The 14,806-nt window shown below is 52.0% G+C and carries 8 protein-coding genes; 2 read left to right on the forward strand and 6 right to left on the reverse strand.

All coding sequences use genetic code 11. The features are described from left to right. Nucleotides 1–232: 232 nt before the first annotated feature. The 4 genes from BM123_RS13865 to BM123_RS13880 all read right to left on the reverse strand — a co-directional run bounded on the left by BM123_RS13865 (nt 233) and on the right by BM123_RS13880 (nt 10,717). Nucleotides 233–6,775: an SdrD B-like domain-containing protein gene (locus BM123_RS13865; protein WP_175489389.1), complete on the reverse strand. Its 6,543-nt coding sequence runs from the start codon at nt 6,773–6,775 to the stop codon at nt 233–235. Nucleotides 6,776–7,546: 771 nt separating this feature from the next. After that, the gene (locus BM123_RS13870) at nt 7,547–8,677 is read right to left on the reverse strand and encodes a cytochrome-c peroxidase (RefSeq protein WP_090169547.1); all 1,131 of its coding nucleotides are present in this window, start codon (nt 8,675–8,677) and stop codon (nt 7,547–7,549) included. Between the two features lie 9 nt (nt 8,678–8,686). Beyond that, entirely contained in the window at nt 8,687–9,796 is a 1,110-nt protein-coding gene (locus BM123_RS13875; RefSeq protein WP_245748559.1) for a cytochrome-c peroxidase, read from the reverse strand. Between the two features lie 162 nt (nt 9,797–9,958). Further along, nucleotides 9,959–10,717 (reverse strand): MbnP family protein, encoded by a 759-nt coding sequence (locus BM123_RS13880; protein ID WP_090169551.1) that lies wholly within the window; start codon nt 10,715–10,717, stop codon nt 9,959–9,961. A 264-nt stretch (nt 10,718–10,981) separates the two neighbouring features. Here BM123_RS13880 and BM123_RS13885 point away from each other — a divergent pair, with 264 nt between their 5' ends. Together BM123_RS13885 and BM123_RS13890 are read left to right on the forward strand one after the other, a co-directional pair. Then, on the forward strand, nt 10,982–11,515 hold the full coding sequence (locus BM123_RS13885; RefSeq protein ID WP_090169553.1) for a flavin reductase family protein: 534 nt from the start codon (nt 10,982–10,984) through the stop codon (nt 11,513–11,515). A gap of 134 nt (nt 11,516–11,649) precedes the next feature. Beyond that, nucleotides 11,650–12,504, forward strand: a complete 855-nt coding sequence (locus BM123_RS13890) for an SDR family oxidoreductase (protein ID WP_090169555.1) — start codon at nt 11,650–11,652, stop codon at nt 12,502–12,504. Between the two features lie 137 nt (nt 12,505–12,641). On the opposite strand, the gene BM123_RS13895 is transcribed toward BM123_RS13890, so the two are convergent. Together BM123_RS13895 and BM123_RS13900 are read right to left on the reverse strand one after the other, a co-directional pair. Continuing rightward, nucleotides 12,642–13,097: a DUF2141 domain-containing protein gene (locus BM123_RS13895; protein ID WP_090169556.1), complete on the reverse strand. Its 456-nt coding sequence runs from the start codon at nt 13,095–13,097 to the stop codon at nt 12,642–12,644. Between the two features lie 169 nt (nt 13,098–13,266). Then, the gene (locus BM123_RS13900) at nt 13,267–14,799 is read right to left on the reverse strand and encodes a Do family serine endopeptidase (protein ID WP_090169558.1); all 1,533 of its coding nucleotides are present in this window, start codon (nt 14,797–14,799) and stop codon (nt 13,267–13,269) included. Nucleotides 14,800–14,806: the final 7 nt, after the last annotated feature.

Consider the following 14,806-nt stretch of genomic DNA (forward strand, 5'->3'; position numbering starts at 1 on the left):
CGTTTCTTCAGAAGAGGTGGGCGCGGTCCGCAGGTGCAGAGGAAGGAACAAAAAAGCAAGGGGAAGGCGGCCTGCCCTCCCCTGCCCTTGATACATTCATTGCACCTGCGGCTGCGCCACAAGATTACTTTGGCTCGCAAAAAAAATCCCCCTGCGCCGGTAGCTGACCAGCGCAAGGGGATAATTTATTCATTACATTTTTCAGCAATGATTGACGTACCGTGTTCGGATTCTATTCCAGAATCACCCGGTGCGTTTCCGTTCTGTCACCTACCATCATACGCAGGAAGTAAACCCCTGCAGAAACATTGGTAGTCGGTAGATTGATAATTCCGGCCCCCGGACGCAGGTACTGGCGTGGGCCTACAGAATTACCCCGAACATCGTAAAGCTGAACGCTCGTTGGCAGGTCAACATCCGACTCTTCGGTCATTTCAACGTGGATCATTCCTTCGCGGGCGGGGTTCGGGAAGATTCGGCCAAGGGAGGCAGAGGTTCCGGCAAGCTGCATCTCCACAACGTTGGAGAGCATGTCACCGTATTCTGCGTCCATCATCCGAACCCGGTAGAAGTTGCGGCCAGCGAGCGGGCTGATGTCCCCCTGACGGAAGATAGCCATATTGCCACTGGATACGAAGTCAGGCGTGGTCACTGTAGCAACGGGGCTGAAGTTCTGACCGTCCGTTGAACGTTCGAGCTCAAAAGCGTACTCCGTTCCATCAGCAGGAACCTGCCATTCGATCATCACGTCACGCAGTTGCAGGTTATTCACCGCACCGGAGGCGGTGAGGTTGCCGCCACAACGGGTTGGAGAGTTAAGCACAGAAACATTGAACACCTGCGTGCTTACACAACCATTACGGGTAACGGTCAGCGTGGCCGAGAAGTTACCAAAGGTCTGCCAGGAGGTAGTCACCGTTGGCTGCGTACTGGAAGTTACGGTTGCAGAACCAGAGAAGGTCCAGCTGAAACGAGCGCCGGCACCGGGGTTAACGGCCTGGAAAATCGCGTCTTCCCCCACACAGATGGAACTCGGTCCGCTAACGTCAGCTACTGCGTCATTGCCTACTTCCACCGTCAGCACGTTACCCTCGATGTAAGGGCAATTGTTGCGGCGTACACAACGCACGAAGTAGGTCGTCTCGTAAATCGGACCGGGAGCGAAGTTAGGCGAGTTACTGTTTGGCACTGCCTGCCAGTAAGAAATATCCTGGCCAGCATCTTCCGTATTGTACATCCAGAGGTACTCAATCTGGCCAACACCACCCGAAGCCGGGGCGATTTCGGTGAATGGCTGCGGTACGTTACCCGGACCACAAAGTGTCTGGCTTTGAGCGATGGTTCCCGGGTTGCTTACGTTCTGACGACATGGGTTAATGAAACCGGCGTCGATGGTAAGGTTCTCCTCGTCAGGGCCAACGGTGTAGAAGCCCGTCATCAGCATGGCGGGGTCCATGTCACTGTCCAGTTCGTCATTAACACCAGCGTTTGGCGTAGTTGGGACGAAATCTTCGGGCTGCTCGAAGGTGATCTTGTACGTGCCCGGAGGAACGAAGAAACAGTAGAAGCCGTTTTCATCGGTCGTGGTCATGTCCATATACGTGCCGTCCTGGCTCGTTACGGTAACCTTTACGCCAGGAATACCCGGCTCGCCGGCATCCTGAACGCCATTACCGTTGATGTCTTCGAAGACGAAGTTACCCAGCTTAGCATCACACTCATCAACGATTACCACAATACGTTCTGCTTCCACAACACATTCGTCGGGATCAGATGGCGTAAACTGTGCGGTAATCACGTTCGGGCCAACGGGCAGTGCCATTGGGTCAATTTCAGTAGCCGCAACACCTCCAATGGTGAAGCTTACATTTCCAGCCAGGGGCTGGTTGTTAAGCAAACCAAAGCCGTTGAGGTCGAAGGTTGGATCAAAACGACAGAGGCTATCCGGTGGCGTTTCCACGTAGCGGACTACGGGGTAGAAACACTGATTTCTCAGCGTTAACTCGTAAACACCATTACTAAGTGTTACGCTGTACGGCAGGCTATCCACCAGGAAGAGATCAAGACGGTAGATCGCCAATTCGTCAAAGTTTTCGAAGAGACCAACCTGCGGAAGTACGGTTCCAATAGCAATTGGAGTCGGAGCAGCCGGAGGTGCAGCACTGGTTGTGCTGAACATATTTTCTGCGGCAATGATTGTCCATGTCTGACCGGGGTTTGCAACGATCTCTACTACTTCTGAGAACTGACCATTAAGCTCATCCGTAGCGTTGTTAAGACAGTTACAGGGGTCGGTAATTTCACCGTTAGGCTCCGCAAAGAAACCGGCATCAACGGTCATATTGAACTCTCCGGGCTCCAGGTTATAAACCTGTGTCATACCGTTCATTGATGGGTCAGCATCATTGTCCGTAGCATCGTTTCCAGAATTAAAGATGGTACGGATACCACCGGGTGCTTCGGGGAACAAGATGGAATAGTCTCCGGGAATGAGTCCCATAAAGGAGTAAAAGCCATTTTCATCCGTCCGGGTAGAATCGATGATTACACCAGCAGCATTTTTCAGGTAGACGGGATAGTCAGAAATACCGGGTTCTCCTGGATCTTGCTGACCATTGACGTTCCAATCTTCCCATACGTAATCTCCGATACCGGAGAATGCCTGCAGTGTTCCGGTACATTCGGTAGTACAACCATTAGCATCCGTAATGGTAACGGAGTAAGTTCCAGCGGCCAGGTTGCTGATCGTAGGCGTTGTAGCGTTATTACTCCAAACGTAAGAGTAAGGAGCTGTACCACCATCGATGTCCACGGAAAGCTGACCATCGTTACCACTGGTGGCAGGCTGATCGATAACTACGTTACAGGAGAGCTGAGGTAGCTCGCTGAGCGAGATACCGGTCGTAACCTCCGAACATCCGTTTGCATCCGTGACGGTTACCATATATAGTCCGGCAGGTACATTAGTGATTTCAGGGGTTACAGCACCATTACTCCATTGGTAAGTGTAAGGAGGTGTGCCACCAGAAGGCAGAACGGTAATAGAGCCGGTAGCCGTACCACCACAGGTGATGGTTGGGGCCGTAATCGCCAAGTTGACGTCGCCGGGCTGATCCACCGTGAAAGAGCCTGACTGCATACAGCCGTTGGCATCCGTTACCGCAACCGTGTAGGTTCCAGCGGCCAGGCCGCTGATGTCCTGAGTAGTTGCACCGTTACTCCAACGGTAGGCATATGGAGCCGTTCCTCCGCTAACGGAGATATCTACTGAACCAGTAGCTTCATTGTTACAGGCAGCAGCGTTAGCCGTACCACTTACGGTGATCGTAGAACCTGCTCCAACGGTGAAAGACCGGGTTGTGGCACAACGGTTAGAATCCGTAATGGTGACGGTGTAGTCACCCGCTACCAAATCGCTAATGTCTTGCGTAGTTGCACCGTTACTCCAGAGGTAAGAGTAAGGGGATACACCGCCTGAGACTGAAAGGTTGATGGCGCCGGTAGCGTCACCCTCACAGGCAACATCCGTTACTTGCGCAGAAGCGGCAATAGCGGATGGTTGACCAACGGTAAAGCTGCGGTTAGCCGTACAGCCGTTCGCGTCGGTTACCGTAAGAGTGTAAGTTCCTGCGGAGAGGTTACCGATGTCTTCAGTAGCAGCACCGTTACTCCAGGCGAAAGAATAAGGTTGTGTTCCACCAGATACGGAGGCGTCAATACTTCCATCGCTATCACCATTACAGCTTACATCTTCAACGGTAGCCGTGATGCCAATGGCTGTAGGCTGTCCGATGGTGTAGGTAGTGATGTCTTCACATTCGTTAGCATCCGTAACGGTCACCCGGTAAGTACCCGCAGACAGGCCGGAAATATCTTCCGTTGTCTGGCCATTGCTCCAGCCATAGCTGTAAGGAGCAGAACCTCCAGACACGGTTAAGTTGATGCTTCCATCATTTCCGTTAAAGCAGTTAGCATCTGTTGGGATACCTGAGACTACAATGTCAGTTGGTTCGTCAACGACAAGGGAGCCACCGGCGAAACAACCGTTCGCATCCGTGATAGAAACCATGTAAGTACCAGCGGTAAGGCCGCTGATGTCCTGGGTGGTTCGGCCGTTACTCCAGACGTAAGTGTAGGGAGCAGTTCCTCCACTAACAGAAATATCGATACTTCCGGAAGCATCATCATTACAGGCAGAGGGTGTTGCCGTACCGGTTACAACAATGTCAGGGCGCTGAGTAACCGTAAAGGAGCGCTCAACACTACAGTTGTTTGCATCCGTAACGGTAACGCTGTAGTCGCCAGCAGCCAGGCCACTGATGTCCTGCGTTACCGGGCCATTACTCCAGGCGTAGGTGTAAGGAGTTGTTCCTCCTGAAACCGTAAGGTCAATCGAGCCGGTAGACTCCTCAAAACAGGCAGCCTCTTCCACCCGGGCCGTAGCGTTGATGGCCGCCGGTGCGCCAACGGTAAAGCTGCGCATTGCAGTACATCCGTTAGCATCCGTTACCGTAAGCGTATAGGTACCTGCGGAAAGATTAGTAACATCTTCAGTTACAGCACCATTGCTCCAGGCATAAGAATAGGCTGGCGTGCCACCTGAAACCGAAGCATTAATGCTACCATCTGATCCACCATTACAGTTGACATCATCAGTCACCGCCGTGAGGGCAATAGCTGTTGGTTGTTGAATCGTGAATGAAGCCGTTTGCTCACATCCGTTAGCATCGGTAACGGCTACCGTGTAAGTGCCGGCGGTAAGACCGGAAATATCCTGAGTAGTCCGTCCATTACTCCAGCGGTAGCTGTATGGGGCAGTACCACCTGATGCCGTCAGGTTAATGCTTCCATCATTTCCATTAAAACAGTTGACATTGGTTTCCTGTCCGGTGACCAAAATCAATGCAGGCTCATCGACATTGTAAGTACCCGTTGCGGTACATTCATTAGCATCCGTAACGGTAACAGTGTAAGTGCCTGAGGTAAGATCAGTAATAACTCTGCTGGTTTGTCCGGTATTCCACTGGTAGGAGAATGGGGCGTTACCACCATCTACGCTAAGGGCGATCCGGCCGTTTTCATCACCATTACAATCCACATCGGTAACGATGGGGGTAATGATAATTCCGGCAGGTTCACGAACGGTACCTGAAGTAACGTCGGTACATCCGTTGGCATCCGTTACGGTAACAGTATAGGTGCCGGCGGCAAGGCCGTTAAGATCCTGGCTGGTAGCACCGTTACTCCACTGGTAGGTATATCCGGGAGTTCCTCCGCTAACAGAGAGGTCCAGTGCACCGTCATTGTCGCCATTACAGCTAATGTCCGTTGCCTGGATAGAAAGCTGCAGGTCATTCGGTTCCACGATTGTAACCTGGCCCGTTACCTTACAATTATTTGCTTCCGTAATGGTAACACGGTAAGTGCCCGCAGTAAGACCGCTGATGGTAGCCGTAGTCATTCCATTGCTCCAGTCGTACTCATAAGGGGCATCTCCTCCTGACACAGTAGCCGTAGCGGTACCGTCGCTGCCATCATTACAGCTTACAGGAGTGCTGCTCAGTGATACGTTCAGGTCAATAACACGGATAGTAGCAGTTGCCGTTCCCGTACATCCGTTAGCATCTGTAGCCGTAACGGTGTAAGTACCAGTTCCAACATTACTAATGGTTGGTCCGTTGCCACCATTGCTCCAGGCATAGGTATACTGGCTAACCGGGCCAGATACTGGCGCTGCGGTTAGTGTTCCGGTAGAAGTTGCTCCACAAAGAAGATCATCTCCGGTAATGGCAACGCTAACATCGCTGGACTCTGTGATGACGTAAGAGCGAACCATTTCACACTCGTTGGCATCCGTTACCGTTACCCGGTAAGTACCTGAAGAGAGTGGACCGATTCCTTGACCGGTAAATCCACCCGGGCTCCAGTTATAAGAGTAAGGAGGTGTACCACCGGTAGGATTAATGCGAATGAAAGCATCAGACTCACCGGGGCAGACAGAATTATCGCCAAAGATGTTGCCCGTGATTTCGGTAGGCTCACTAACCGTAGTAGCTGCGGTAGCAGTACATCCTCGTGCGTCCGTTAAGGTAACGCGGTAAACGCCGGGGGAAAGGCCAGAGATCGTCTGACCAACACCTCCATTAGACCAGGCGTAGCTGTAGGGGGCAGTGCCACCGGCCGGATTGGCAGTAATTGCTCCGTCATCATCGCCGAAACATTGAGCGTCAACGCCGACAACAGTTACTGATGGAGGGTTTTCTTCAATCGTAGTACAAGCCACATAACCACATAAATTCGCGTCAACGACCGTCACACAGTAGTCTCCGGCAGGAACAGAAACCCCACGGGTATCAGCTCCGGTAGACCAGTTATAGCGGTAAGGAGTAACACCTCCCTGCGGCTCTGCCGCAATAGTAAAAGGCCCCTCACATTCGGTGGGGTCCGTAATCGTAGCCGTCACGCGGCTAGGCTCCGAAAGGGTTACGGAGGCTGTTCCAGAAATATTATTTGCGTCAGTTACGGTCACTCCATACGTCCCCGCATTGAGGTTAGTGATCGCGGCGGTAGATCCTCCGTTACTCCAGGCATAAGAGAAAGGCGCCGTACCGTTCGAAACGGTTGCTGTCGCAGTTCCCGAAGAGAGCCCAAAACAAAGGATATCTTCTCCTTCTACACTTACGTTTAATTGCGCAAAAAGAGCAGAAGTTAAGAATAGAAAAAGAACCGTCAGCCCTCCATGAAGAGGTCTGGAAAAGAGTAGAAGTTTCGGCATAATGGAATTATGATTGATAAGCTGATGGGATGTAAAAACCTCCTGGGAAAGAGGCTGTCTTAAATTCGGTTCAACCACCATCAAAGATGTGGCCAAAAATAAAGCACGACCGTTAACCGGATCAAACCTACCGGTCTTACGGAAATCTTGTTTCTTCAGTAAATACTCCCTAAGCTCTTAAATCGTGTTGTTCTCTGGTTTCTAACCAAGCACAAGGTAACAATTCAGACACCGTTTACACAAATCCAAAATTTCACCCTGTGTTCACTAGGACGCAAAAAAAGAAATGGGTCACACCAGGCAGCTTAGCCCGGTATGACCCATTTGACAAATCGTAATCTCATGAAAATATTGCAAAAAGTGGGCCGAAGCCCCGTAATCTTTGATTGGTGGTCAAAACGAGGGGAGAAAACTATGGGTAGTAAGTCAGCCATTCTTAAATCCTGGCTGACTTACTACCTAAGGTAAAATCTCTGTGTGTATTTCCAAAGTATCGATGCGTTCATCGATCTCTGCTTTCGTTTGACAATACAATTATCGGGCATCATTAGGCCCAGAGAAAAGACACATTAATCAATTTGTGACAAAAAATATTTAAAATAAGATCATAAAAACATGATTACCAGCCATTTACAATCACAAAAAGTGAAACACAATAACTCTATCGCAAAAAAAATCTGCTCCAATTCCTTCATTTTTTTTGCATTTTTTCTTCCCCGCGCTCTTGATTTTGCACTTTTTGCAAAAAAATAATGCCCTGCCCGCCTTTTTTTACTCAAAAGGAGAAGAAAACCGGGAATCTTCGATCAGGCTCTCATCCGTAAGGCTTTTTAAGAAGGCCAACAGCGCAGCCTTCTGTCGATCATTGAGGCTAAAGCCCGTAATATTCGGGTCTTCATTTTCCACTCCATGCCCTCCTGCAGCATAATGATCGAGCACTTCTTCCAGTGTGGCAAACCGCCCATCGTGCATGTAAGGAGCCGTCAGTGCAATATTTCTCAGGGTAGGCGTACGGAATTTACCATTGTCAAAACGGCTCCCACTTACCTCACCCAGTCCCTTATCAGAAAAGTCATCCAGACTGCTTACCGCATCAAGCCCATTATTTTTGAAGCGGTTATCTCCAAAAGATGGGGCATTATGACAATGGCCACAACCGGGGTGCAAGGTTCCTACCGGTACATCCTCAACGAAAAAGAGACTATCCGCTCCCAACTGTTCTTCCTCCGTGAAAAACTCTGAATTCTGGTACACCACCCGGTCAAAGTGGCTGTCCGCTGAAATGATCGTCATTTCAAACTGAGCAATGGCCTTTACGGCCAACTCCTGCGTAATCTCTGAGGTCCGGCTGATGCCAAAGGCCGCACGAAAGCGCTCCGGGTAATCATCACTCCGCCGAAGTCTGATCAAAACGTTCTCCCAGTCTTCGTCCATCTCAAGCATATTCTCTACGGGGTGAATGGCCTGCTCCCATAGCTTACCAAAGGCACCATCCCAGTGAAAACCGTTGGGGTTAAATGCGAGATTGACAATCGACATGGTGCTGCGCGTTCCGAGTCTTCCATCTATGCCCGCAGCCAGCGCTCTGCCGTCCGTAAAAGCTTTGTCCTGTTGGTGGCAATCCGCACAGGCAAAGGCACTGTCCCGGCCCATAATCTTGTCGTAGAAGAGTCGGCGTCCCAGCTCAATGCCCTCAACGGTCAGCGGATTAGCCTCGTCAAGAATAGGAGCAGGCAGATAGTCCGGTACTTCCAGACTGTAGTCAAGGGGTGTTGATGGTCCACTGATTGCCCGGTCAACGGGCTCTTCCGGACAAGTATCACAGCTTATCGGTGGGTCTGGCTCACAACTCGCAGAGAAAAAGAGGATCGCCAGGGCCAGTACTACCAGAATACGTTGCATAGAAATAGCTTATTCGCCAGACAGTTGCAGCGGGCGATAATTCTCATTATTAACGAAAGAAGTATCCGTAAGGGTTTGCAAGAAGGCCAACAAACCGGCTTTTTGTCTTGGGTTCAGGCCAAGAGGGAAGACATTAGCACTTCGGTTCTCGGCATACTGTCCGCCTGAATTGTAGTGATCAACTACCTCGGCCAGGGTTTTCATCCGGCCATCGTGCATGTAGGGAGCCGTAAGCGCTATGTTCCGAAGGGTCGGTGTCCGGAACACCCCCCGGTCAAAAGGATTCTCCGTGATGGCGCCCCGACCAGCATCATCAAAATCAGCCAGGTCGTGCGCCAGGTCGAGGCCATTATTAAAAAATCGCTGATTCGTGAAGTGCGGCGGCGTATGGCAGTGCGCACATTCTCCTGTCGGCAGGTTAGCGAACGCTCCGTCCGGGTCATCGGCTAAATCAAAAAAAATGGCGTAGCCTAATGCTTCCAGTTCGTCGTAGGTGTCCACTCCCCGCTCTACGCGGTCATACTTACTGTCTCCTGAGATAAGCGAACGCTGAAACTGGGCCAGTGCTTTGCCAACATGATCCGGTGAGAGTTCCTTTTTAGCCGTCAGGCCAAAAGCCTCCTGCAGGCGAGGCCAGTAATCTGCGTGCTGCCGCAGCTTACTGACCACCAATGGCCAGCTACCACCCATTTCATTCGCTTCTGCGATGGGGTGCAAAGCCTGCGCTTCCAGATTATCCGCCCGGCCGTCCCAGAATAGCGTCTCATAGAGGTAGCCGACGTTGGTAAGGCCCGGCGCGTTACGACGCCCCACCCGACCATAGATGCCAATGCTCTTTTCCAGCCCGTCAGTAAAAGCGCGCTCCGGTTGGTGGCAGGTACCACAACTTATCGTTGAGTCTGCCGAAAGAATGGGATCAAAGAACAGGTCTCTCCCCAAAGCCAACCCAGCCCTGGTGGTAGGATTGTCTGACGGGTAAATGATGGAGGCAAAGGCTTCGGGTTCGGGGATGAGAACGGGTTCTTCGGCGGGTTGGCAGGCGGTGAGGAGTAAGAGGAGAGCGGCTATGAATACAGAAACCTCTCCCCCGGCCCCTTTTGCTGCGCAGCTTCTCCGCAAAACTCTACGAGTTTGCTCCGAGGTCCATGCCGCTCGTTCCTCGCTGGAGAGGGGTGACCCTTCGATGAAAATTTTCTTAAATGATGAGAAAAGCCTGTATAGGCAATGGCAAAATGCCACCACTATGGTAAAATAAGGATGGATACCCTCCAATCTCATACTCTAGCGAACTTCCAGCTCAAACTGATTCGCCAGCCGGTTCCAGATATCACTGGCGATGGCCTGGTTTCCACCGTGGACCCGCTGCTGGTCAGCATCAGAAATATCGAAGGTATTGTTGCCGTCAGAGAGTGCGGCTAAAACGTCCGAGATGATGGTTAGCTGAGGGTCGTTGCTACCATCAAGGCTAAAGTCCTGAGTAAAGGTAATTGTCGTATACAGTGCATCGCTCCCCATATGGTAGGTTAACGGCGTATCAAAAACACCGTCTCCTTCCATATCCGCGTTTGCTTCGATCTTGGCGAATACGTAGCGGGCGCTGGCGTTCCAGAACTCATTTTCGTTGAGCGTCCCGTCAGCGGGGGAGTTATTGGGGTCCTGAGCGTTCAATTCAGGCTTAACGCCGAGCCCGAAGCGAATGCCCTGATAATCTCCGGTGGGCACCGTATAGGTTTTGGTGGCTACGGGGCCTTCGGTAGCGGACATCCAGCGGATCAGCTCGATGTCTGACAGGCGCACGGCATCTCCACCATCAGCGGGGAGAAGTTCCAGATCGGAGAGGTAGTATTGAAAGAGAAGAACCTTCAGTTGCTCGCCGGTTGGATAATCATAAGTGGCGCTCTGGATAGCGAGATCATCTTCCCCGAATTCACCCCGAAAGGCAATGCTCAATTCTGCTTCGGTGCTTACCGGGTCATCATCATCCTCGCAGGAGACGATCAGGAGTAAAAGGGGTAACAGAAAATAAAAATAGCTTTTCATGTCGAAGCAACTTTGAGCTGGCAATATTCAGACAGCATTTCCATCTTCCCCCTGGGCTTTTTCGGCGCGGACGCTGGTGCAAGGGGAGGTTAATTTAGCAAAAGATGACGCCAGGTAAACGCCCCTCAGCTTGCTTTTGATTTGTACCGATTGGGTTATTGTAGCCTTAATGACATAAATCATTGACGAACACGGCTCGCATTGTTTCCGTTACGAGAACAGTGCATATTCATTTTATTTAGTAAACTTTAAAATCAAGACATAATGTCTAACCCAACCAAAACCAGGCTTAACGAGGCCCTTCAACAACTTAGCTATGGCTTCTATGTAGTAGCTACTCGTGCAGACGGAGAAGAGCTGGCAACCAGATCAAAAGACTGGGTAAGTGCCGGCACCGTAAGCTGGGCGATGCAAACCAGCTTCCAGCCACCGCTCATTACCATCGCCATTCAGAAAGACAGTGACCTGAACGAAACCATTCAGAAAAGTCAGGTATTTTCTCTGACCATTCTGGGCAAAGACGAACGGGACCTGATCGAGCGATTTGCGAACAACTCCGATGTTGACTATTCCGGCAATACGGTCAACGGTATCTCCTACAAAGAAGGTACCACCGGTGCTCCCATCCTCGATTGTGGGGTAGCAACGCTGGACTGCCGCCTCCATGATGCCCTGACCACCGACGGAGACCATCTCTTATTCGTAGGCTACGTGGAAGATGTTATCGTCAATGATGGTGAGCCCATTACCGAGCGGGATACCCGCTTTGAATACGCCGGCACCAGTGCCCGCAGTTAATTGACCTGAGCTTTCGCTCATCCCCTCCCCTGCTTTTTAAGCCCCATCTCTGCACCCGCGCTCCGGCGCCCTGACACTGCCTGCGCGCGGTCAGCAGACCTATTATTTATACCACCCCACAAAACTATTATCCGATGAAACCCGACGCTAATGATATTGACAATCAGGTACAAGACCGTAATCCTGGTGTAGAATTTAAAATGGACCCCAGCCCCGAAGTAATCCGCGATGGATACAGAGGTAGCGGTAAACTGGAAAATAAAGTAGCCATCATAACCGGTGGCGACAGCGGCATTGGCCGCTCCGTAGCCGTGCATTTTGCCCGCGAGGGGGCCGATGTAGCCATCGTTTACCTCAACGAAGACCGCGACGCCAGAACGACCAAAGAACTGGTAGAACGCGAAGGCCGCCGTTGCCTCACTTTTGCTGGCGACCAGGGGGACTCTTCTTTCTGCAACTACGTCGTCAAAGAAACCATCGCCGAATTTGGCCAGCTGGATTGCCTCGTCAATAATGCCGGTTTTCAGGATCAGATTGAAGACTTCACCAAAATTTCCGACGAGCACTGGCGCAAGACCTTCCGTACCAACGTCGATGGCTATTTCTTTTTCGCCCGTGCTGCCATGCCGCACCTGAAAAAAGGCTCAACGATCATCAATACTTCTTCGGTCAATGCCTTCATGGGCATGGGCTCTATGCTGGATTACAGCTCCACCAAGGGAGCTAACCTCGCCTTTAGCCGCTCTCTGGCCGACAGCCTGACACCGAAGGGCATTCGCGTCAACACCGTAGCTCCCGGCCCCATCTGGACACCCTTCATCCCCGGTGGCATGAACAACACCAAAGACTTCGGTGCCAATACCCCCATGGGCCGCCCCGGGCAGCCCAGCGAACTGGGCCCCGCCTACGTCTTCCTCGCCAGCGAAGACTCCAGCTACATCGCCGGTCAAACCATTCACATCAATGGTGGTATGGTGACGGGTGGGTAGTTTGCACTATTCATGTTCTAATAATCAGCGGACAGCATTCAAGCCTCAGGGATAATATGCTGTCCGCTTTTTTGTGTTCCATAATAGAGTAACTCATTACGACACCAAAGACCGGTCGGGTTTCCGAATCAGCAGAACTACCACTTCCGCAGCCTCACCATCTTCCCCGGGGTCATTCCATCCACCCGGAAGCTTACCTCATTAAAATAAGGTAACCGAAGCCTTGTTTTAGGCGTACCGCTGAAGGCCCATGGCTCCGACGGAAGGCCCAGCCAGTTCAGGTCAAACTCTCCGTTATCGTTAACGTCGTGGAAAAGGCCGAGAGCATATTCCTTACCGATCATCATATCCGGGATTTCGATGTAGACCCGACCGGCAGTGTTCACCTTTGCGGCGACCAGTCGTGCTTTTTCCCGGTCCAGAAAATCGTCTTCGGAAGTATAAACCCCCACCCATATCGTGCCACTGGCCGTCCGGATGTTATCTACGGACAAAGTCAACGTCCGGGTAGGAGCCTCCAATGGCCCGGGAGTCGCTACACTCAAAAGTGTAAGCAGCGGCAAAACCAATAGTAGTGACAACTTGCGGATCATGTATACACAACTATCTTGACTGGCAAAAGATGTGTAGACGGAGGCTTCAGACTGTCACTTCACGACTAATGGAGTAATGTAGTCGGGTAGTTTTGTAGTAGTGTAGTGCTGCCGCAGGGGGGTTAGGCAGCACTACACTACTACAAAACTACATTACTACAAAACTACACTACTTCTTAATCGCTAGCCCGATCACCTTATCGGGGTTGTCCGGGTAAACCCCTTCAATGCCGACGGCACCGCTGGCGCGACTCATGATCTTATTGAAGTCTTCGACGTCCTTTACCCGGCGATCATCCACGTGGGTGATGATGAAGCCCGGACGGAGCTTTGTTTGCTCATAAAGAAGGCCGGATTTGATGTCGGCGATCTGCACACCGCCGGAAATTTCCAGCTCTTCGGCAACCGTTTCATCGACGTCGACAAATTCAGCCCCCAGTTCAGAGACGACTTCCGGAACGGGCTTGGGAAGAATAGCTTCCGTATTGCCTTCGGAGTTTTTCAGACGGGCGGTTGCCTGCCTTTCGTCACCTCCGCGTTCATAGGTGATGACGACATTGTCTCCCGGCCGGCGGCGACCGAGCTGTTCGAGCAGCTCGCTATTGCGGAGAGTTGGCACACCGTCAACGGCAGTGATCACGTCTCCTGCCTTCAGACCCGCTTCTTCCGCGGCACTGTTCTCGGTTACTTCATTAACGAATACACCATTATCGCGGTCAATGCCTTTCTCTTCGGCAAAAGCGGTGTTCAGCTCGATGATCCGGGCACCCAACAGGCCACGCTGTACGACACCAAATTCACGAAGGTCCTTTACGACCTTGCTCACAATCGCCGAAGGAACGGCAAAGCTGTAGCCGGCGAACACACCCGTCGGGCTGCTGATGGCAGTGTTGATGCCCACCAGGTCGCCGTTGATGTCGACCAGGGCGCCACCCGAATTCCCGGGATTAACGACGGCATCTGTCTGGATGAACGACTCGATGGCCAGCTCGCCGCCGGTACGGCGGACGATATCGATGCTACGCCCCTTGGCGGAGACGATGCCGGCCGTGACCGTGCTCGTCAGACTGAAAGGGTTGCCTACGGCCACCACCCACTCGCCAATGCGGAGTTTATCGCTGTCGGCAAACTTGACCGTTGGCAGATTGGTAGCGTCGATCTTGATGAGGGCGATGTCTGTCGTTGGGTCAACACCGATAATCTCCGCCTCATAGGTCTGCATATCGTTGAGCACTACTTCCAGGTTTTCGGCGCCATCCACTACGTGGTTATTCGTAGCGATGTAACCGTCGGGGCTGATGATGACACCGGAGCCGGAGCCCTGCTGTAATGGTGCCTGCCGCTGAGGCGTTCTGCCATCTGGTGAAGGGTTGCCGAACAGGTCGCGGAAGGCGTCGGGCATTTGATCCGGATCAATACCGAAGGGGTTACCGCCAACGCTACGCCCACTGGCTTGCTTACTGGCCTTGATGTGTACTACGGCGGGAAGTGCCTTATCAGCTGCTGTGGCAAAGCCCGTGGTCGGGGCCGGGTTAACGTTGGTAGTGGTGGCCGGGTCAGCGAAGTTGGCGTACTCCACGGCCGGCTGGCCCGCTACCTCTACGTACTTTACTTGTTGGTTCCAACCAAAGAGTTGGGCGCCGCCGAGGGCGGCGAGGCCGCCCACTACGGCGGCGAGGACGATGAACAGTAGTTTTTTCATGCTTTTC

The organism is Neolewinella agarilytica, from assembly GCF_900110645.1.
Taxonomy (GTDB): Bacteria; Bacteroidota; Bacteroidia; order Chitinophagales; family Saprospiraceae; genus Neolewinella; species Neolewinella agarilytica.